The 20417-nt window shown below is 39.5% G+C and carries 13 protein-coding genes and 1 pseudogene; 9 read left to right on the forward strand and 5 right to left on the reverse strand.

Going from position 1 to position 20417, the window contains the following annotated elements:
• The first annotated feature begins 597 nt into the window (after positions 1 to 597).
• From RMY32_RS13275 to RMY32_RS13295, 5 genes are all read left to right on the forward strand, one after another.
• Positions 598 to 8508 (forward strand): non-ribosomal peptide synthetase, encoded by a 7911-nt coding sequence (locus RMY32_RS13275; protein ID WP_322714466.1) that lies wholly within the window; start codon positions 598 to 600, stop codon positions 8506 to 8508.
• Between the two features lie 2 nt (positions 8509 to 8510).
• Entirely contained in the window at positions 8511 to 12365 is a 3855-nt protein-coding gene (locus tag RMY32_RS13280) for an amino acid adenylation domain-containing protein (RefSeq protein WP_322714467.1), read from the forward strand.
• A gap of 262 nt (positions 12366 to 12627) precedes the next feature.
• On the forward strand, positions 12628 to 13671 hold the full coding sequence (locus RMY32_RS13285) for an inosamine-phosphate amidinotransferase 1 (protein WP_322714468.1): 1044 nt from the start codon (positions 12628 to 12630) through the stop codon (positions 13669 to 13671).
• 99 nt (positions 13672 to 13770) lie between these two features.
• On the forward strand, positions 13771 to 14421 hold the full coding sequence (locus tag RMY32_RS13290) for a CatB-related O-acetyltransferase (protein ID WP_322714469.1): 651 nt from the start codon (positions 13771 to 13773) through the stop codon (positions 14419 to 14421).
• A 69-nt stretch (positions 14422 to 14490) separates the two neighbouring features.
• Positions 14491 to 14640: a hypothetical protein gene (locus RMY32_RS13295; RefSeq protein ID WP_322714470.1), complete on the forward strand. Its 150-nt coding sequence runs from the start codon at positions 14491 to 14493 to the stop codon at positions 14638 to 14640.
• Between the two features lie 100 nt (positions 14641 to 14740).
• Here RMY32_RS13295 and RMY32_RS13300 read toward each other — a convergent pair whose 3' ends face one another.
• From RMY32_RS13300 to RMY32_RS13310, 3 genes are all read right to left on the reverse strand, one after another.
• Positions 14741 to 15007, reverse strand: coding sequence for a heavy metal-binding domain-containing protein (locus tag RMY32_RS13300; RefSeq protein WP_322714471.1), 267 nt, complete (start codon positions 15005 to 15007; stop codon positions 14741 to 14743).
• A gap of 320 nt (positions 15008 to 15327) precedes the next feature.
• Entirely contained in the window at positions 15328 to 15936 is a 609-nt protein-coding gene (locus RMY32_RS13305) for a glutathione S-transferase family protein (RefSeq protein ID WP_322714472.1), read from the reverse strand.
• A gap of 327 nt (positions 15937 to 16263) precedes the next feature.
• Entirely contained in the window at positions 16264 to 16431 is a 168-nt protein-coding gene (locus RMY32_RS13310; protein WP_322714473.1) for an aldo/keto reductase, read from the reverse strand.
• Positions 16432 to 16449: 18 nt separating this feature from the next.
• On the opposite strand from RMY32_RS13310, the pseudogene RMY32_RS13315 reads away from it, so the two are divergent.
• The 3 genes and pseudogenes from RMY32_RS13315 to RMY32_RS13325 form a co-directional block, all read left to right on the forward strand.
• Positions 16450 to 16680 (forward strand): annotated as a pseudogene (locus RMY32_RS13315) (ATP-binding cassette domain-containing protein); the annotation flags it as partial.
• A 169-nt stretch (positions 16681 to 16849) separates the two neighbouring features.
• Entirely contained in the window at positions 16850 to 16993 is a 144-nt protein-coding gene (locus RMY32_RS13320; protein ID WP_322714474.1) for a hypothetical protein, read from the forward strand.
• A 47-nt stretch (positions 16994 to 17040) separates the two neighbouring features.
• Positions 17041 to 18144: a GHMP kinase gene (locus RMY32_RS13325; protein ID WP_322714475.1), complete on the forward strand. Its 1104-nt coding sequence runs from the start codon at positions 17041 to 17043 to the stop codon at positions 18142 to 18144.
• Between the two features lie 378 nt (positions 18145 to 18522).
• Here the strand turns inward: RMY32_RS13325 and RMY32_RS13330 are convergent, their stop codons facing one another.
• Complete coding sequence (locus tag RMY32_RS13330; protein ID WP_322714476.1) at positions 18523 to 18975, reverse strand: hypothetical protein; 453 nt, start codon at positions 18973 to 18975, stop codon at positions 18523 to 18525.
• A 409-nt stretch (positions 18976 to 19384) separates the two neighbouring features.
• On the reverse strand, positions 19385 to 19837 hold the full coding sequence (locus RMY32_RS13335) for an Hsp20/alpha crystallin family protein (RefSeq protein WP_322714477.1): 453 nt from the start codon (positions 19835 to 19837) through the stop codon (positions 19385 to 19387).
• Between the two features lie 310 nt (positions 19838 to 20147).
• Between RMY32_RS13335 and RMY32_RS13340 the strand changes: the two genes are divergently transcribed.
• Positions 20148 to 20417, forward strand: a 270-nt coding sequence (locus RMY32_RS13340; RefSeq protein ID WP_322714478.1) for an S-layer protein, incomplete at its 3' end; no start/stop codon positions are given.

Genomic DNA, 20417 nt, shown 5'->3' on the forward strand with positions numbered 1-20417 from the left:
TAAACTTAGTTTGAGTTGAAGAACGATCCAACTAAAAAGTAAAAACAACATAACTATATATCCCAGAGCGATCGCTAGGTATTTAATTAGTCTGGAGTTAGTAGCTATGTAAACTTTAGTAGATAGAGGATACATAAATTTGCGATCGCTGCCTACTCAAAAAAAGTTTACAAAGAAGTTAACTGTATACAATTCTCTTGATACAAGCATTTTGGCTCTCAGTTGAATCCTAGCGTGAAAAATAGATGAAATTTTTTCCGAATTACTTATTGTTTCCCAAACGCTTATGGTGTAAATTTAATCTCTATAGTTCTAGTACTTCCTAGCTAGTTCTTAAAATACAACGAATAATCGCTTATTTGACTAAATAATTAGAACACTTTAGCCGAGAAAACAGATAATTAAATCGAGTTTGGTGATTTTAGCGATCGCTATAGTATCTACTGCAAACAAATTAATTTTTCTCCAGCAATAGGTAATTTTTCTCAGAGCAAGTATGATTAAATTACAATTAATTTTTTAATTTTTCTAAATATAGCAATTAACAGTAAAAATGTTGTGTTGAATACATAAATAACACAATTTACGGAGATTTGTATGGAAGTAGCAGAATCACATCTTGTTGCATTAGATTACCAAATTCGACAACTTCGAGAAATCCAGCCAGTCACACCTTTATTTAACAGTGGAAATCAGGATAAAATAGAGCAGACAGAAAAAATAATTAATCCTATATCTGTTAATATACGGGAAAAAATATATCGTTTGACTGCAAACTCTCCTGTTAATAAACTTGCTTTATATCTATCAGCTATCAAAATTTTAATATTTAAATATACTGCCCAAGAAGAGTTTGTTGTAGCAACGGGAGCTTTAAATCTAGATCAATCTGATAGCCTGATATTCTCTCGATTTTATGGTCAAAAACTCACATCATTTAAGGATTTGCTAAAAACAATCCGTAGCGAGCTACAAGAGGGATACCGCTACCAAAGCTATGATGTTAACGCTTTTCTAGAAACATTTATTGCTAGAGGTGGGAATCCAGCAGCAATTTTTGACATTGCTCTGATCCAAGAAGGATTGTGTAGTCGCAGTTCTTTATTAAACAACTTTCAATTAGTCTTTGAAATTGATGAACGAGATACTGCTGTTTCTGTAACTTTTGCCAAAGATGTTTTTCATCGAGATTTTATCCAGAGAATGCTGGGACATTTTCTGCAAATCTTGGAAACTGTTACGGCTAATCCCGATTGTGAATTATCAAAAATTGACATATTAACAATAGCAGAGCGTCATCAATTACTGAGAAAATGGAATAATACAGAAATTCAATATTCTCACAAATGCATCCATCAACTATTTGAAGAGCAAGTAGAGCAAAGCCCCGATGCAGTAGCGGTAGTATTTGACAATCAACAATTAACCTATCGACAGTTAAATGAGCAAGCTAATCAATTAGCGCACTACTTGCAAACAAAAGGCGTAAAACCAGAGGTACTGGTAGGTATTTGCATAGAACGTTCCCTAGAAATGGTAGTGGGACTGTTGGGAATTTTAAAAGCGGGGGGAGCTTATGTGCCATTAGACCCCAGCTATCCAGCAAAACGTCTGGCTTACACGCTTCAAGATGCAGCAGTACCAGTGTTGCTTACCCAAAAGTCGCTGTTAGCATCAATACCAAAAAATCAAGCAACAGTGGTGTGTTTAGACACAGATTGGGGAGTAATTGGTTCTTGCAGTCGGGAGAATGTAGTTAGTAATATCCAGCCAAATAATTTGGCTTATGTGATTTATACTTCTGGGTCTACGGGGAAACCCAAGGGTGTATCGAGCGACCACCAAAATGTGATTCGTTTATTTGCAGCCACTCAGTCTTGGTATCACTTTTGTGCAAGTGATGTATTCACACTATTCCACTCAATTGCTTTCGATTTTTCCGTTTGGGAACTCTGGAGTGCTTTGCTGTATGGTGGACGTTTGGCGATCGTACCCTACTGGGTAAGCCGCGATTCCTCAGCTTTTCACACCTTGCTGCGCCAAGAGCAAGTCACAGTTCTTAACCAAACGCCCTCTGCTTTTCGTCAACTGATCCGGGTGGAAGAACTAGCGGGAACTGCGGAATCGAAACTGAGCTTACGCCTAGTCATCTTCGGTGGCGAAGCTCTAGAGCCGCAAAGCTTGCAGCCCTGGTTTGAGCGATATGGAGATCGGTTTCCCCAATTAGTAAATATGTACGGGATCACAGAAACAACCGTCCATGTTACCTATCGACCACTGACAATAGCAGATGTTAACGGTAGCAAGAGCCTGATTGGTTCCCCGATTCCCGATTTGCAATTGTACATTCTGGATGAACAGTTAAAACCTGTACCTATCGGCATCAGAGGTGAGATGTATATTGGTGGTGCTGGGTTGGCTCGCGGCTATCTAAATCGCCCAGAACTAACAGCAGAGCGATTCATTACTAATCCGTTTAGCGACGAACCACAGGCAAGGCTATACAAAACTGGCGATCTAGCCCGCTATTTGGAAAATGGGGACATTGAGTATCTCGGCCGCATCGATAATCAAGTTAAGATTCGCGGTTTCCGCATCGAACTGGGAGAAATAGAAGCCGCACTGGTAAAACATCCACAGGTGCAGGAGGCGGTGGTAATAGCCCGAACTGACCAACCAGGAGACAAGCGCCTAGTAGCTTATATAGTTGCCAAATCCTCAAATCAAGCAGCTGAGAACCAATCTCATAGCGAACAGATATCACAATGGCAACAGGTATTTAATGATACTTATCGCCAGAATGCTCCCACTCAAGACTCAACGTTCAATATTATCGGCTGGAACGACAGCTACACAGGTCTACCCATTCCTCAAGCACAAATGGGTCAATGGTTAAACTCTACAGTTGAGCGAATTCTGGCTTTGCAGCCTAAGCGGGTACTGGAAATTGGTAGCGGTACGGGGATGCTGCTGTTTAGAATTGCTCCCCAATGCTCGCGTTACTGTGGCACTGACATTTCCGACAATGCTATCCGTTATGTGGAAATGGAAATGCACAAAAGTGGCAGCACTTGGTCACATGTGCAGCTGATTAACAAACCAGCCGACAACTTTGAGGGTTTTGAAGGCAACACATTTGATACAGTTATCCTCAACTCAGTTGTACAGTATTTTCCCAACATTGATTATCTGGTAAGTGTCTTGGAAGGTGCAGTGAAGATGGTAGCACCAGGGGGCTTTATCTTTGTCGGGGATGTGCGTAGTCTACCGTTATTGTCAGCTTTCCATGCCGATGTCATGCTGTACCAGACATCCCAGGAGCTACCTACAGAAGATTGGTGGCAGCGCGTGCAGAAAAATCTCCAAGAAGACCAAGAACTAGTAATTGACCCAGCCTTCTTTAACGCCCTTGTGCAGCATCTACCGCAAATCAGCCGAGTGCAAATTCAGCTCAAACGAGGTCGCGATCGCAATGAGTTAACACGGTTCCGCTATGATGTGATTCTCTGTGTAAAAGACAGGGTTTCTCCCTCAATCGAGCCTCGGTGTTTCGACTGGCAGCAAGATGAGTTGACATTGCCCTCGGTTCGGCAACTTTTACTAGAGACGCCAGAGATTGCGATCGTCAAAAATGTTCCCAATGCACGTGTGTGGAAACAAGTCAAGCTCTTAGAAACACTGACAAGGGATGAGAAACCTGCCACTGTCGGCGGTCTACTTCAGGATTTAGAGGCTTTCACTCAAGAAGGAATAGAACCTGAAGATTTTTGGAGCTTGAGTGATGAGTTACCTTACAACATCGACATTAGCTGGTCGGATACGGGGAGAAATGATTGTTATGATGTTGTATTTAGCAAGCGATCGCCAGAAATAATATCTCATAGAATACTACCTCTACTTAGGGAAACGCCCCAACTCCAACCCTGGAGTCACTATGCCAATAATCCTTTGCAGGGTAAATTAACTCGCCAGCTAGTCCCACAGCTACGCGGTTTCCTCAAACAGTCTCTTCCTGATTACATGATTCCCTCCGCCTTTGTAACGCTGGAGGCACTACCGCTAACATCCAACGGCAAAGTCGATCGCCGCGCTCTACCAGCACCCCAGACAACTAGAGCAGACTTGGAAAAAGTTTTTGTCGCACCTCGGACTTTAGAAGAACAGGTACTAGCCGATATTTGGTCTGAGATTCTTGGTTTGGAACGAGTTGGTGTCCACGACAACTTCTTTGCTTTAGGCGGCGATTCCATCCGTAGTATTCAAGTTTTAGCCTTAGCTAAAGAAAGAGGTTTGCACTTTTCAGTTCAACAGATGTTTTTGCATCAGACGATTTACGAGCTGACGCAAAACCTCGTAACAGCAGAGACTGGTAATAGAATCACAGAAAAAGTCAAGCCTTTAGCTCTTATTTCTGAACAAGACCGCCTCAAGTTACCTGACAATATAGAAGATGCTTATCCGCTTGCTAGACTTCAGATGGGGATGTTGTTTCATAGCGAGTACAGCCCTGGTTCTGCTGTCTATCACAACATCAACAGTTTTCATCTGCGAGTTGTTTTCGACGAATCAAAATGGCAGATAGCTGTACAAGAACTTGTTGCAAATCATTCTGTACTGCGGACTTTCTTTGATGTCAGCAACTTCAGTGAGCCGTTACAGTTAGTTAGGCGCACAGTTCGTGTTCCTTTGGTAGTAGAGGATCTGCGCCATTTGTCTACCGTTGACCAAGAAATTATTTTAAATGCTTGGTTTGCAGCCGAAAGAAAACAAAATTTTCGTTTAGATAGTCCTCCTCTATTACGCTTTCATATTCATCGCCGCACTGATGAGACATTTCAGCTAACTTTGATTGAACACCACGCCATTCTCGACGGATGGAGTGTAGGCTTACTATTCACTGAATTACTGCAAAAATATTTATCCTTCTTAAGTGAAGAAAATTTACTTCTCAATCCACCACCTGCGCTCGGATTCCGAGACTTTATTGCTTTAGAGCAAAAAGCCCTCAATTCCCAAGAGTGCCGACAACATTGGTTGGAAAAACTTAACGGTATTACTATTACAAAGTTGCCTCGTTGGCCTCAATCCTACAACTCATCTGAACCTGAATTAGGCACATTAGGCACTCAGGAAGTAACCCTATCTCTAACAGTTTCTCAAGGTTTAAAACAGGTAGCAAATAAGGCAGGAGTTACCCTCAAAAGCGTACTTTTAGCGGCACATTTGAAGGTGTTAAGTGTGCTTTTTAATCAGTCCGATGTCTTAACAGGTATGGTATCGAATGGTAGACCAGAAGAAGCCGATGGAGAGCAAGTACTAGGACTTTTTTTGAATACTCTGCCATTGCGTTTACAACTCTTGGGAGGCACTTGGATAGACTTGATGCAAGAGACATTCAAGGCTGAACGAGAATCCCTACCTTTCCGACGATATCCCTTAGCTGACTTGCAGTGGAATTTAGGCGGTCAGCCTTTATTTGAAACATCATTTAACTTTACCCATTTTCATGTTTACCAGAGTATTTTAGGACTGCCAGGTTTACAGGTATTAGATAGCAAATTTCTGGGAAAAACAAACTTCACTCTGGGAGTCCACTTTAGCTTGGATCTCTTCTCGTCCCAGATACACTTAACTTTGAAATATAATGCTAGCGAGTTGTGTCAAGAACAGGCGATCGCCATTAGCGATTATTACACTAGTACCCTAGAAGCAATAGCTAGTGACCCCTCGCAACGTTATGAATCTTTCACTTTGCATCTTCTAGAACAAGACAAAATTGCAATATCCCATGCTCAACCAAGCCAGTCAATACAACAAATTGAGTTGAATACTGATGCAGTGTGGTCAAGTAATATTTTGCCAAATGAGAAGCATAAAAAACATCTAAATTACTGGCGACAACAACTTGACGATGGGCAACTACCCCGCGTTCACTTACCTACAGATTTCCGTCGTCCTTCTGTAAAAACATTCAATGTTTCTCGTTTAAATTGGACATTCCAACCAGAAATTGTCTCTGGATTGCGAACGATTTGCAAACAAACAGAAACTACTTTATTTATGGGACTTGTAGCGGCAGTAAAAGTATTACTTTATCGCTACAGCGGTCAGCGCGATATTTCTATTGGTACAGAGATTTTCACTCGTAACCATTCTCAAATTGCATCTGCAAGTGAATTTCTAAATACACTTGTTATTCGTGACGAAATAGAGCCAGATCGAGGATATAAGAATCTGCTAATTAAAGTTTGTCAAACTGTTACTGAAGCATTTAAATATGCTGATTATCCGTTTGATAGTTTGATAGAAGAACTGGTTATTTCCAGTGAAATTAACCGCACACCATTGTTCGATGTGTTGATACTTTTGCAAAACTTTAGCCAAACTGTAGTAGAGGATATACAGATAAACTCCCTGGATTCATCAAATTCTACAAGCAAGTTTGACCTCTCTTTTGTTTTTATGGAGCAAAATGACGAACTCAGTTTAGCTCTAATTTATAACACAGATATATTCCAAACAGAGAGAATACAACAAGCTCTAATACATTTGGATAAACTGCTCATAGAAATGGTAGTAAATCCCAGTCAACCAGTTTGTGAAATTCCTCTTTTGTCAACCACCGCCGAAACATCTTTTATCGAAAGCTTTATCCAACCAATTCCTCGCTTAGAAACACGCACAGTCATCCATGATTTTCTTGACCAAGTAAAAGCAACACCTGAAAAAACATCAATTCTTTATCCTGGAGGAGAATTCAGCTATCAGGAGTTAGATATACTCACTAACTCTTGGGGTAATATCTTTAAAAATTTAGGCATTCAAAAAGATACTATTTGTGGCGTAATTTTTGAAGGAGATTACCGTCAAGTATTAGCAATGGTAGCGGTATTTAAGGCTGGGGGAATTTATTTACCTCTGCGTTTGGATGAACCAGAAGAACGTTATTCACGCATGATGATGAAAACATCCCCTGCTATTATAGTGGTCGATCGCGAAAATTTAGAGATTGTCAAACCTCGACTAGCAGTATTACCAAAACCACCTCAGATATTGGTAGCAACTGCCCATGAAATTCAGCAATACTATCAGTGGAATGGCAGAAGTTATCAATGCTTGCCTGTAGTAGCAAGTAATGATGAAAAAGCTCTAATTATGCCTGATGCTGATGATTCCAACTATATTATGTTTACATCTGGGTCAACAGGTGAACCCAAAGCCATACTTGGTAGTCATGGTAGTTTGCGTCATTTCATAAATTGGGAAAAATTAGAATTTGGGATTAATTCAAATTGGCGCTGTTTGCAAATAGCACAAATTAATTTTGATGCTTATCTTAGGGAAACTCTTGTCACTTTATGTTCTGGAGGAACTCTTTATATTCCTGATAGCACAGACCGCGAAGATTCAGAACGTTTGTTACTGAAGTTGGGAGAATGGCAGATTAATTTACTGCACACTGTACCTTCGGTAATGCGCCTATTTTTAAATATTGGCCACAATTTAGCGAATGCTAATCAATTGCTTAAAAATCTACGAGTTTTTGTATTGGGAGGAGAACCTTTATTTGTCAAAGAATTGTGTGAATGGCATCAAGTTTTTGGTTCTCAGACAGAATTTGTGAATATTTATGGTGCAAGTGAAACCACTTTTGTCAAACATTTTTATCGGATTCCTGACCCGAATAAAATTACTTATGCCAGAGTTCCTGGAGGTAAAACATTGCCAAATGCGGCTTTTGCAGTCATTGATGGGATTCGTCCTTGTGCTGTAGGAGAAGTGGGAGAAATTTTTGTTAAGTCACCTTATTTAACAAAAGGCTATTACCAAGACCAAAGCTTAACCAATTCTGTTTTTGTACCCAATCCTTTGAATCATGGCGCTGATATAGTTTACCGCACAGGAGACTTAGGACGACTGCTACCCGATTTAACGGTGGAAGTGATAGGACGCAGCGATAACCAAGTGAAATTGAATGGAGTACGGATTGAGTTAGGAGAAATTGAAGATGCACTAACTGCTATTGATGGTGTAGAAAAAGCACTGGTAATTGCTGAGAAACAAGAAGAATCAGTAACAGTTATTGCATATTATCAAGCAAAGAATGCTGTAAATCATCAACATATTAGCAGCCAATTAAAACAAGTTTTGCCGATTTATATGCAGCCAACTTATTTGATGCAGTTGGCAGATTTTCCGTTACTACCAAATGGCAAAATCAATCGTCTAGCACTACCAAAAGCGGAAGCAAATATTGCTCAAAAAAATCATCAAATTCCTAGATTTAATCAACAAGAAACTTTATTAGCTTCGATTTGGAGTGAATTATTGGATGTAGAGGTGAGTGATGCTAATCAGTCATTTTTTGAATTAGGAGGAAATAGTTTAAAGGCAATGCGCTTAGTGTCGCATATCCGTAACCAATTCGGAGTTGCACTGCGATTGCGGGAAATTTTTACTCAAAATACTTTAAAAGCTCAAGCTGATTTGATTCAATCACGACAATAAAAATGACAAAGTCACTACCAAATCAACAAGATTACGAAGTATCCCACGCGCAACGACGAATGTGGATTCTGCACCATATAGATGAATATTCCAGTGCTTATAATATTAGGCTAGCTATGAGAATAAGTGGTAGCTTAGATATTTCAGCATTTGCAGAAGCTTTTCAACAAGTTGTTAGTCGCCACGAAATTTTGCGTACTACTTTTACAAGTGTTGCAGGCAATATTCAGCAAATAGTACGTGAAGAAGTGCCTAAAGAACAGTTAGTAGTATTTAGAGATTTAAGAGAACAAAAGGATGCTGAAACAATAGCTGATAACTTGATTCAAGAGTCAGCAAACTTGCGTTTTGATTTAGAGAAGTTACCTTTGATGCGAGTTTTATTAGTACAAACAAAGTCAGAGGAATTTTTGTTTTGCTTGACCATACACCATATTATTGGAGATGCGCGATCGCTCGATATTCTTTTCCAAGAATTCGTCACTTTATACTTTGCTTGCACGCAACAAAAAACTGCCGCCTTACCTCCACTATCATTGCAATATAAGGATTATACTGCATGGCAAAATCAGTGGTTAGAAAGTGAGGAGGCAAAAGAACAACATAATTATTGGTGCGATCGCTTTGCTAGAGAACCACCCATACTCAACTTACCTACCGACTTTCCTAGACCACAATTTAAATCTTCTCAAGCTGGTATATATAATTATAATTTTAGTCAAAGTTTAAGCGAAAAATTACGCTCTTTTGCTGCGGGGAATCATACAACTCTATTTATTACCCTCTTAACTTTATTTAAAATATTACTCCACCGTTATACCGGACAGCGTGATTTAGTCATTGGTATACCTATTTCTGGACGTAATCATCCAGACCTAGAAAATCAAATTGGCTTTTATGTTAACACCTTAGCTTTAAGAACTTTACTCCCAGAAGCGGGAACTTTTCAACAAGCATTGGCAGAAGTGACAAATACTTGTCTTGATGCTTATGAGTATAATGAATATCCTTTTGATAAATTAGTATCTGCCCTCGATTTAAAACGCGATTTATCACGAAATCCGTTATTCGATGTGATGTTTTCACTGCTAAGTAAAGATAGTAAAGCAGCCATCAAAATTCCCGGAATTGAACATCAAGCTTATTCACTAACACCACGAACTGCTCAATTCGATTTGAGTTGGAGTTTCTTTGAAGATGCCAACGATTTAAGATTGGTTATAGAATACGAACCGGATCTGTTTCGAGAAGAGACGATCGCTAGAATGAGCGGTCACTTTTTACAAATTATTCAAGCAGTAGTCGAGAATCCTGATTGCCAATTGTCACAAATCAATTTACTAACTCCTGAAGAGAGCGATCGGTTACTAATAGAATGGAATAACACAGAAGTTGCATATCCTTTAGAAAAATGTCTGCATCAGCTATTTGAAGAACAAGTAGAACGCAACCCCGATGCAGTCGCGGTAATATTTGAAGGTCGAAAATTGACCTATCAACAATTAAATGAAAAAGCCAATCAATTAGCTTACTATTTGCGAGCAAAAGGCGTAGAACCAGAAGTATTGGTGGGAATTTTTGTTGAACGTTCAATCGAGATGGTAGTCGGACTATTAGGGATTTTAAAGGCAGGGGGAGCTTATGTGCCTCTAGACCCTAGTTATCCAAGCGATCGCTTAACTTATATGCTCGCTGATGCGGCAGTATCAATCTTACTAACTCAGCAGTCTTTATTAGACTCTTTAGCAGCAAATTCAGCCGAGGTGGTGTGTTTAGATCGCGATTGGCACATGATTGCTAATTATAGTCAACACAATCCTGTTAACTTGGTGAATTCAGAAAATTTAGCTTATGTGATTTATACTTCTGGTTCTACAGGTCGGCCAAAGGGAGTGATGATTACTCATCAGGGTATTTGCAATAACTTATTGCGAACAATTGATACTTATCCACTTACAGTAGGTGATTGCATCCTGCAAATAACTCCTTTAAGCTTTGACGTTTCAGTTTGGGAGATATTCTGGTCTTTAACATCTGGCACAACTCTAGTAGTGGCTAAACCTGAAGGTCATAAAGACATAGCTTACTTGATGAATTTGATTGCTCAACAACAAGTCACTCAAGTATCTTTTGTTCCCTCAATGTTGCGAATTTTTCTGCAACAATCAAACTTAGAAAATTGTCGTTGTTTAAAGCGAGTCTTTAGTGGTGGGGAAGCACTATCTTATGAACTGACTCAACGCTTTTTTGAGCAGTTTGATTGTGAATTGCATAATCTTTACGGCCCAACGGAAACAGCAGTTGATGCCACTTGCTGGCAGTGTAGTTCACAGTCGAATTACCAAGTAATTCCTATTGGTCGCCCAATAGCCAATACCCAAACTTACATCCTCGATCCCGATCTCCAACCAGTTCCAATTGGTATTCCTGGAGAACTGCATATTGGTGGTGTCCCTTTAGCGAGAGGCTACCTCAACCAGCCAAAATTAACTGCTCAAAAATTTATTTATAATCCCTTTAGTAAGGGTAAATTGTATAAAACTGGAGATTTAGCTCGTTATCTAAGCGATGGGAATATTGAATATCTTGGTCGCATCGATCGTCAAGTTAAACTACGAGGTTTACGTATTGAGTTAGGAGAAATAGAATCAGTTTTAGATACTCATCCCCAAGTAGAACAAACAGTTGTAGTTCTGCCAGAAGATAGTGCTGAAAACCAACGCTTAGTAGCTTATGTAGTTAGAAAAGACTCATCATTAACTCCTAGTGATTTACGTCGTTTTCTACAGCAGAAATTGCCAATTTACATGATACCTTCAGCTTTTGTGACCTTACCAGAATTGCCATTAAATCCTAGTGGCAAGATAGACCGTCAAAAATTACCTAAACCAGATGAAACATCAATAGTAGAATCATTTTATTTACCTCCTCGCAATTTCTCAGAAAGTATTTTAGCTAAAATTTGGCAACAAGTTCTGCAAGTATCAAAAGTAGGAGTAAATGATAACTTCTTTGATTTAGGTGGTCATTCATTACAAACCATGAATTTGATGGCATTAATTTATCAAGAACTGGAAATTGAAATTCCATTATCGATGATTTATGAAAAACCTACAGTGGCAGAATTAAGTGAATATATCATCTACGCTAAAGAGATGAATATTCAACCTAAAGAACGTCCTTATGTAGTTTTCAATCAAGCACGAGAAAAAGCTGTTTTTCTATTTCCTCCAGCCCTTGGTTTTGCCGCAGCTTACGCAAATTTAGCTGATTATTTAACAGATTATACTATCTATACTTTCAGATATATTGCTGATGAAGCAACTTTAGAAAAATATGTAGAACTGATAGACGATATAGCACCAAATCAAAACTTAAAATTGATGGGACATTCAGCAGGTGGTTTTTTGGCAATGTTGATAGCTCAAAAATTAGAAAGTCGCGATCGCACAGTTTCGGATGTCATTTTATTAGATACCTATAGAGACGGTCGTGAAGCTAAAAAAGCCCAAATGTCAGAAATCATAGAAGGTGTTGATGCTTTCTTATTAAATCCCAAACGTCAGGAATTGAGGCATTACTTTATGGAAAATCAAAAGTTACGCGATCGCACCTACAATCAAGTTTGGGAATACTTCAATTTTCTCTGGCATTCAGACCTAAAAAATTTACAGATTGACGGAAATATTCATCTCATTCGTGCTGAAGGCAACTACGAACATGAAGATGATTGGATACAAGCTACAAGGGGAAAACGAATCAATCATTATGCATCTGGTGTTCATCGGGAAATGATTGAGCCTCCTTATCTCAATCAAAATGCCACTATTATTAATGCGATTCTCAGTCAGAATTGAAAATGGAGAATTCAGAATACTCCACTGATTTTAGTATGGAGTTTGAAGCAGGAATCTTAACTCCTGAATTCGGCTTGAATAACCCTTTCCACCTATGTTAAGAACCTTCCAGCAATTCCCTAAAATAAATAGACAGATACAAATCCCCAAAGCGTTAGTAATTCTAACTTGATTAATTTTGCATTTTGAATTTGTATTACTGCGTATATGCAGTCTATTGAAACAGTTTCCCTAACTCTAAAATTTAGGACTAGAACAACAGATGAGTAAAGTAAGAGTTGATAACGAATGGGACGTACTTGAAGAAATTATTGTTGGACGCGCCACCAATGCGCGTATTGCTTGTCAAAATCGAAGTTTGTTTGCAGTCGAATACAGAGATTATGGCAGCATTGAAAACATTCCCTCTGGTCAGTATAGCGATCGCATCATCGAAGAAACTGAAGAAGACCTTGATGAACTCGTGCGTACACTTCAAAGCCTCAATATAGCTGTTCAGCGTCCTGACATAGTAGATCATTCTATTAAATTTCGCACCCCTGATTGGGAATCAGACGGTCAATACAATTACTGTCCTAGAGACCTATTCGTTACAATTGGAAAATGGATTATTGAAGCGCCAATGACGCTACGAGCAAGATTTTTTGAAACTCTTTCATTTAAATCTATCTTGATGGATTATTTGCAAAGCGGGGCTAAATGGATATCAGCACCAAAGCCTAGACTTGCTGATGAAATTTATAATATTCACGATCCCAACTCTTCAGCAATCAAAGACTACGAACCTCTATTTGATGCAGCAAACATATTGCGGTTAGGGAAAGATATTTTTTATCTGATTTCAGATACTGGAAACCGATCTGGAGCATTGTGGCTGCAAACTATATTAGGCGAAGAGTATAAAGTGCATACCTATGACAACGTTTATAGTGGAAGTCATGTAGACACGACTATCGCTGTAATTCGACCTGGTTTAGTTGTGGTGAACGCTGAACGAGTTGGCGAACAAAATTTGCCCGATCTGTTCAAAACTTGGGATGCGATCTATCTGACGGATATCGTTGATATTGGTTATACAACAACATCCTATGCTTCTAAATGGATTGGTATCAACCTCTTGATGGTAAATCCAAATCTGGCGATCGTTGATAAATCTCAAACTCCACTCATCAAACAGCTTGAGAAACGCGGTGTTGATGTTATACAACTCCAACTCAGACACTCAAGAACCTTGGGAGGAGGATTTCATTGTGTAACGCTGGATGTGCGACGAAAAGGCTCATTGGAGAGCTATTGTACTGCTTAAAAATTGCATTATAAAGCCTATGCAATTTTTAGTAAAAGACAGATTTTAGACAAAGGATATATCTATAGAGTGCGTAAGTCTAAATAAAGGAATTTAGCTATGGCTTATCATACCTACAAAGCTCCGCTTTTATGGTTAGCATCCACAATTAAAGATAGTCGAGTGAGTGTTGGAGAATATACTGCCTGTGACAACTCGATTACTTTTGCATTGTGGTTTCCTGATGAGAGAATTGAGATTGGTAAGTACTGCTCTTTAGCAAAAGATATTACTATCTTCGGTGGCGGAGAGCATCATATTACTAGAGCAACGACTTATCCATTTCGTCTGTTCTTCCCTCACTCTCAAACCGAGTTTGCAGATCGGCGTAACGAAGTACGCCACAAGGGGACTACTTCAATTGGGAATGATGTATGGATTGGCTATGGTGCAACCATCTTATCAGGAGTTAAGATTGGCAACGGAGCAGTCATCGGATCTCAGACAGTTGTTGCCAGTAATATCCCTGATTATACGGTTGCTGTAGGCAACCCAGCCAAGGTCATCCGCTCTCGATTCCGACCTGAAACAATTGAACGTCTGCTGAAACTGCGGTGGTGGGATTGGGATACTAAGAAAGTTATAGCGAACCTAGAATGGCTTTACCAAAATCCTGACGATTGGCCAGAAGATATCCAGTTTAATGAATCTACAGAAGGTTTGCCAGATTTTCCTGCACCTGAACTTCTACAGGAAGACGTTAAAAACTAAAGTTACGATCCAATACAGTGCAGTTAAGCCTACAGGTTCAAACCAAAAGCTTGATTTGGTAAGGAGAGTATGAATTTGGAAAGTATTGGAAAAATTCCCTTCAAAGACGAGTGGCGCAATCGCTGGATATTGATACAAGAAGTCCAGTTAGAACAGAAAGAAGATAGCTCAATCTACTATTCTTCAGTCAATCACCTAAAAATCAGACGTAAACATTAAACAAAACAATTTGACGCTCTTGATTTGAAAGTTGATTTGGAATAAGACTCGTCCTGAATAAAAACTGGGGCGAGTTTTATTTTTTCCAGTAAAATCGATTTTATGAAGGTTGATTTAATTTGGTCATGAGAGTCCCTTCAGCAGCGTTTACAAAGGTATCTCGATCTGAAATAATTGCTTGTGGTATTAAAGTACTGGAGTGAGTGGTAATTCCTGGCAGCTTTTTGACAGCAGTGCCGATGGCCAGAGACTCGATAATCCCGCTACCTAACTGATAAACATAAGTTTTAATCCCAACAACGAGGTCAGCGCCACTATTACGAGCATCTGTGGCGATGTAGGCAAGAGCTTGTTCCAAAATCAGCATAATTTAGGGTTAGGCAATGCGATCAACTGATTTTTTCTTTGGGCAACCAAATCTTTTAAATATGGCTGTATTCAGTAAACGCTACTTTAAAATGATGCCCAAAAATGCAGCAGCGATCGCAGTAGTGACATAATCATAAACGTAAGTAAGGATTCAGGTCTAATATTGCGGAAGTCACTCGCTTCGCTCGAATTCACGCATTCACGCATTCACGCATTCAAAATTACAATCTCCATAAATAAATTTAGGAGCTTGAATAGGTGAATATAATAGCTACGATGTCTTCCAAAAACTCAAGTAATAAAGTCAGCTAAATTGCTTTATGCTTTTGGCATGGTAGAGTAAACCGATTGACGTTGATGTAATACCTCAAACCATTGCCTCAATTTAGGATACTTTTGCTGCCAATTATGGCCAAATCTGAGGCTGTAGTAACCCAACCCCGATATAGCTGCCACATCAACAGCGCTTAGAGTTTCATTTAATAGGTAGGCTGAGGTAGTCAACTTTTGCTCAAAAACACCTAAAATGCGATTAATGCTGGACTGATATTTAGCTTGAGTGTCAAAATCAGCTTGATTTCCTTTACGGGTTTCGTACCACAATCCCACAACATTGTCTATTAAACTGTCTGCTAACTCTTCCCCCTGACGACAGTACAAACGCTCAATGCGCGAGCCTGGATAAAAACTCGGCTGAGGATAAGTCTCGTCTAGATACTCCACAATCAGCGTTGAATCCCAAAAAACGAGACCATTTTCATCCACTAATACCGGAACTTTCCCGATGGGAGATAAACTCAGAAATTCTGGAGGTTTATTGTTAATGTCTGTTTCTTTGGGTTCGTAAGTTAGCTGCTTTTCGTTCAGGACAATTCTCACTTTCCGAGCGTAAGGTGAACGCTGTGCAAAGTATAAGATTCGTGCCATATCGCTGCTATAAATTCAGTATTGTGAGTTCCTATTTTTAATGGATTTGATGCATGATACTGTGCATGGTATCATTATCCATCATGCGAATCTAGCAACACCAATTTTTTAGCCGTCTTTGAAGTTTGTGCTTTTGGACACCTCTTCCTAGGCATTTAAAATTTTTTAGCTATCCCCAGCTTCAGATCCCTCAAATAAGCGATCGCCATCATGTAGTCTATTGTTGGTGTGGAAACGAGCTACGCGCAATGCTGCTCATCTCAAGGTATATTTTTGACACCAAGACAACAAAACTTTTGGGTTCGCTCTGACAACTAGCTACTTTCCTTACCTTTGAACAACCGATGCCAGTATTTGGTCAATCGCTGCCAGTACATCCGCATCTAGCTGTACTCCTGATGCAGCCGCAACAATTTGTTCTGGACGGCTAGCACCAATAATTGCTGAAGACACACGCTCATCTCGTAGTACCCAAGCCAGAGCTAATTGTGGCATACTCAACCCTAAATCTTGGGACAAAAACAAAGAGTTGCGATCGCTAGGGCTTTGATTAGTCAACCAAGAGTAGTTCTTGCTGATGAACCAACTGCTTCTTTAGATAAAAATAGTGGATGCGATGTTGTTGAATTGATGCAATAACTTGCAAAAAACCAAGGTTGTGCAATCTTGCTAGTCACTCATGATAACCGCATCCTTGATATTGCCGATCGCATTATTCATATGGAAGATGGGTATTTGTATTAATTGATGACGGTTAACGGTTGACCTTCGCCTTGCTCATGCCATTACTCTGCTATCTGGCTTTAAAAGGTATAAGCCTTATCCCGCATACTTTATAGGTTTTCTTAGTGCCATTCCGTTATATAATACTATTCACCTCAATTTTCGTGCTTTACGCAAAAAACGAATAATCTTGAAGTTGGCATTACAAAGTTTAGAAGTCAGCATCAGCCAACGTATCATAGACGGCATCTGCGGTTTTGAGCTTCTTCCTTGGCTTGCAACTCCTTATGCCAAAAATATGGTTGCTGGTGATGGGGTGTTGAGTGAGTTGTAAAGATGGAGATCGGGCAGAAATATATTGCGATCGTGTGAGAGCTTTAAATGAGAATTTTTGTTCCAGGGCGTCTTTGTTTGTTCGGAGAACACAGCGATTGGGCAGGAGAATATCGCAGTGTTAATCCTCTGCTCGAAAAGGGCTACACCTTAATTGTTGGTACTAATCAAGGAATTTATGCCGATGTCTTGCCTAATCCTACTGAGTTAATTATTCGTACTTCTATTAATGATGGTAGGGTTTATGAACCTCTGAGATTACCTATGGAATCTAATACCCTGAAATGCATAGCGGCAGAGGGCGGTTTTTTTAGTTATGCGGCTGGTACAGCATATCAAATTCTGACTCACTATGATGTTGGCGGACTTGAGGTTGATAATTATCTAACCGACTTACCCATCCAAAAGGGATTATCTTCGAGTGCTGCCTTTTGCGTTTTGATTGCAAGGGCTTTTAATCGTCTGTATGACTTGAAGATGACAATTCGTTCAGAAATGGAGTTTGCCTACCTGGGAGAAAGAACCACTCCTAGCCTTTGTGGTCGTATGGATCAGGCTTGTGCTTATGGAAATCGCCCAATATTGATGATATTTGATGGTGAAGAAATCGATCTGCTCTCCCTTCAAGTTAGTGAGGATTTGTTTCTTGTAATTGTCGATCTTGGCGGCAGCAAAAACACACAAGAAATACTACATAAATTGAATCAGTGTTATCCTTTTGCTATTAATCCAATACAGCAAAATGTCCAAAAATATTTTGGTTATATTAGCTCTGAAATTACTCAGGCAGCAGTTGAAGCAATACAAAGAGCAGATGCCCAACTTCTTGGAGCTTTAATGACAAAAGCCCAAACAGAATTTGATCGGCACGTAATTCCGGCTTGTCCTGAGCAATTAACTGCAAAAAAGCTGCATCTGCTTCTCGATCACGAGCCTCTTAAGCCTTATATCTTCGGAGGAAAAGGTGTGGGTTCTCAGGGCGATGGCACTGCACAACTGATCGCTAAAAATCAAGAGAGTCAAAGAAAAGCTATCGAAATTATTGAGCGCGATTTTCCTCAAATGCAAGCGTTACAGTTAACTATTTCAAGATTACCAACTCCTATGATTGACTTAGCTGAGGACAAAAAGCAGTATGGGGATGTTTGTTAAAACACTACCAGTCTGCTAAATTCAAATTGTTGACTATGGGATTCTCATACCATTTTAGATTTTAGATTTTAGATTTTGAATTGTGAAACATCCATTGGATAAATGTTTCAGTTTTCCATCTGTCGCAATCATTTTTCAAATTGGTATCAAAAGTCATTGGCTAGGCGAATTAGTTAAGAGCTTCTTAGAGGATGTCTGAAAACTTTTTGGTGTCGGATTTGAGACCTGTAGATCCCCCTAAATCCCCCTTAAAAAGGGGGGCTAGGGGGGATCAAGAGAAATATTTAATACTTCTCAGACATCCTCTTAAAGTCAACTAAGCGATCGCCCATTCCATCCAATCTTGATGAGCGAGAACTAATTGAAAAATGCCGATATTTACCGATTAGCTATGAATGATTCTTCACGAGTAGTTGATGACACCAGTGGCGGGCGCAGGCAAAGATAAGCAAGAGAACCAAGTAAGGGAACAAACACCACTGCTAAAAATACCTGGGCATTAGGGAAACGCCGACGAGCCATATCATCACCAATAATAATAGGAAATAAAACATAAAATAGGCAAAATGCCAAGCTCATGCCATTGATAAAGCGATCGCTCTGGAACTGCTGCACATAATCTCCCCAATTACCAAAAGCAAAACCATAGACAAGCAAGACAACTGTGCTGAAAGTTAAGATAATACCATAAATGCGAGAATCCAGCAGATTCAAAAAAGCATCCTTTTGTCCAGAAAATTGTTGATTAGGTTCACGCAAAGCCAAATACGGCAAAAGACCCAGTACACCCGAACCCACTGATGCGATCGCAAAAGGCCAAAACCTGACCATACAGGAATTGAAGGAGCGATTGTATGAGTCAAGTCAACATATTTGGCTTTTTTGAGCGACTGCTGATAAACTTGCCACAGATGAGGCTCACGTAATGGCTGTACCGCGTTTACAGACACCAAACCAACACCAAACAGAACTATTAAACAAACAATTCCCCAGAAAGTTTTTTGAAATGGTTGACGCAAAAATCTATCTAGTTTTTGCAAGGTATGTGTTTGGTTACATTGCGGCAGTATTGTCATTTGTGAAAGCTTATTTCTTTTGAAAGCTCTAATTGTTTTACCACAAATTGCTACATTGTTTATTCTGTAACTCTTTTGCAATACAAAAAAGCCCAGTCATTTCATAACTGGGCTTTTAGCATCTCAATCAATTATTGTCGGTAGAGTAGTTGCTTTACAACCAATTAGGCGGTAGGAAGTTCAAGATTAACCTTGACAACTTTGTTCTTTTCTTGCTCGGACTTGGGCAGTGTCAAATTCAAGATACCGTCTTTATAATCTGCGGTGACATTGGTATTTTGAACCTTAGCAGATAGAGGAATTACACGTTGGAATTTACCATAGTAGAATTCGCTCTTGGTAGTGCCATTGTTTTCGGTTGTAGTTTGGGACTTGCGCTCACCGCTAATGCGAACAGCATTTTGGGTGACTTGAATATCTAAGTCTTTAACTTCCAGTCCTGGTAGTTCTAACTTGAGATGAATAGCATCATCAGTTTCTTGTAGTTCAGCAGCAGGAACTCTGATAAAGCCTTTTTCAAACCGTGCAGATGGGACTCTGGTATCTCCAAGTAAGCCATTGATGTGACTTAACTGAGCGTTCAATTCTTGCCAGGGATTGTAACGAATTAGTGCCATAACTCTTTCTCAGACAAATTCATTTCTTGTTTAATTTTTTTTGCACTTGGTTTTGTGCTTATGTATTTATAATAAGTATGGTTATAAGTCCTGTAAATTCGGTTATTCTCACCAAATAATTGATGATTACCGCACAAAATTAAGCAGTAAAAAAGATTACATAAACTAGCTATTGCTTCGGCATCGTCTCCCAAGCCAAATTTTTATTTAAGTACCGCTAACACTTCATCTAGGCAAAATTATTCTAGTTCCTGGACTGCTGTCTGCAAACTAAGATAGGGTTAAATGCCATCTCTAGAAAACTCAAGTTATGAAGTACAAAATTTTAGCTACACTCGTAGTACTAGCGACTACTAGCTTTGTTACTCCTGCGAAATCTCAAGAACCTGTAACTGAAGCTCCAGCAACATCAAATCAAGTTGTGAATGCTTGCGTTCAAAATCTTGCCCAAACTTTACCAAATCCTTTTACTGATGTTCCATCAGACCATTGGGCTTTCAAAGCAGTTATGACCATGCACTATTGTGGTGCATTTCGCCAAGCTACACCACCAACAATATTAAAAAAACTCCAACCCACT

Origin of the sequence: Nostoc sp. ChiSLP03a, assembly GCF_034531215.2 — a bacterium.
Taxonomy (GTDB): domain Bacteria; phylum Cyanobacteriota; class Cyanobacteriia; order Cyanobacteriales; family Nostocaceae; genus Nostoc.

Bases quoted from the DNA above. Each gene is read 5' to 3' on its own strand.
- RMY32_RS13275 (WP_322714466.1), top strand. From the start codon at position 598: ATGGAAGTAGCAGAATCACATCTTGTTGCATTAGATTACCAAATTCGA.
- RMY32_RS13280 (WP_322714467.1), top strand. From the start codon at position 8,511: ATGACAAAGTCACTACCAAATCAACAAGATTACGAAGTATCCCACGCG.
- RMY32_RS13285 (WP_322714468.1), top strand. From the start codon at position 12,628: ATGAGTAAAGTAAGAGTTGATAACGAATGGGACGTACTTGAAGAAATT.
- RMY32_RS13290 (WP_322714469.1), top strand. From the start codon at position 13,771: ATGGCTTATCATACCTACAAAGCTCCGCTTTTATGGTTAGCATCCACA.
- RMY32_RS13295 (WP_322714470.1), top strand. From the start codon at position 14,491: ATGAATTTGGAAAGTATTGGAAAAATTCCCTTCAAAGACGAGTGGCGC.
- RMY32_RS13300 (WP_322714471.1), bottom strand. From the start codon at position 15,007: ATGCTGATTTTGGAACAAGCTCTTGCCTACATCGCCACAGATGCTCGT.
- RMY32_RS13305 (WP_322714472.1), bottom strand. From the start codon at position 15,936: ATGGCACGAATCTTATACTTTGCACAGCGTTCACCTTACGCTCGGAAA.
- RMY32_RS13310 (WP_322714473.1), bottom strand. From the start codon at position 16,431: ATGCCACAATTAGCTCTGGCTTGGGTACTACGAGATGAGCGTGTGTCT.
- RMY32_RS13325 (WP_322714475.1), top strand. From the start codon at position 17,041: ATGAGAATTTTTGTTCCAGGGCGTCTTTGTTTGTTCGGAGAACACAGC.
- RMY32_RS13330 (WP_322714476.1), bottom strand. From the start codon at position 18,975: ATGGTCAGGTTTTGGCCTTTTGCGATCGCATCAGTGGGTTCGGGTGTA.
- RMY32_RS13335 (WP_322714477.1), bottom strand. From the start codon at position 19,837: ATGGCACTAATTCGTTACAATCCCTGGCAAGAATTGAACGCTCAGTTA.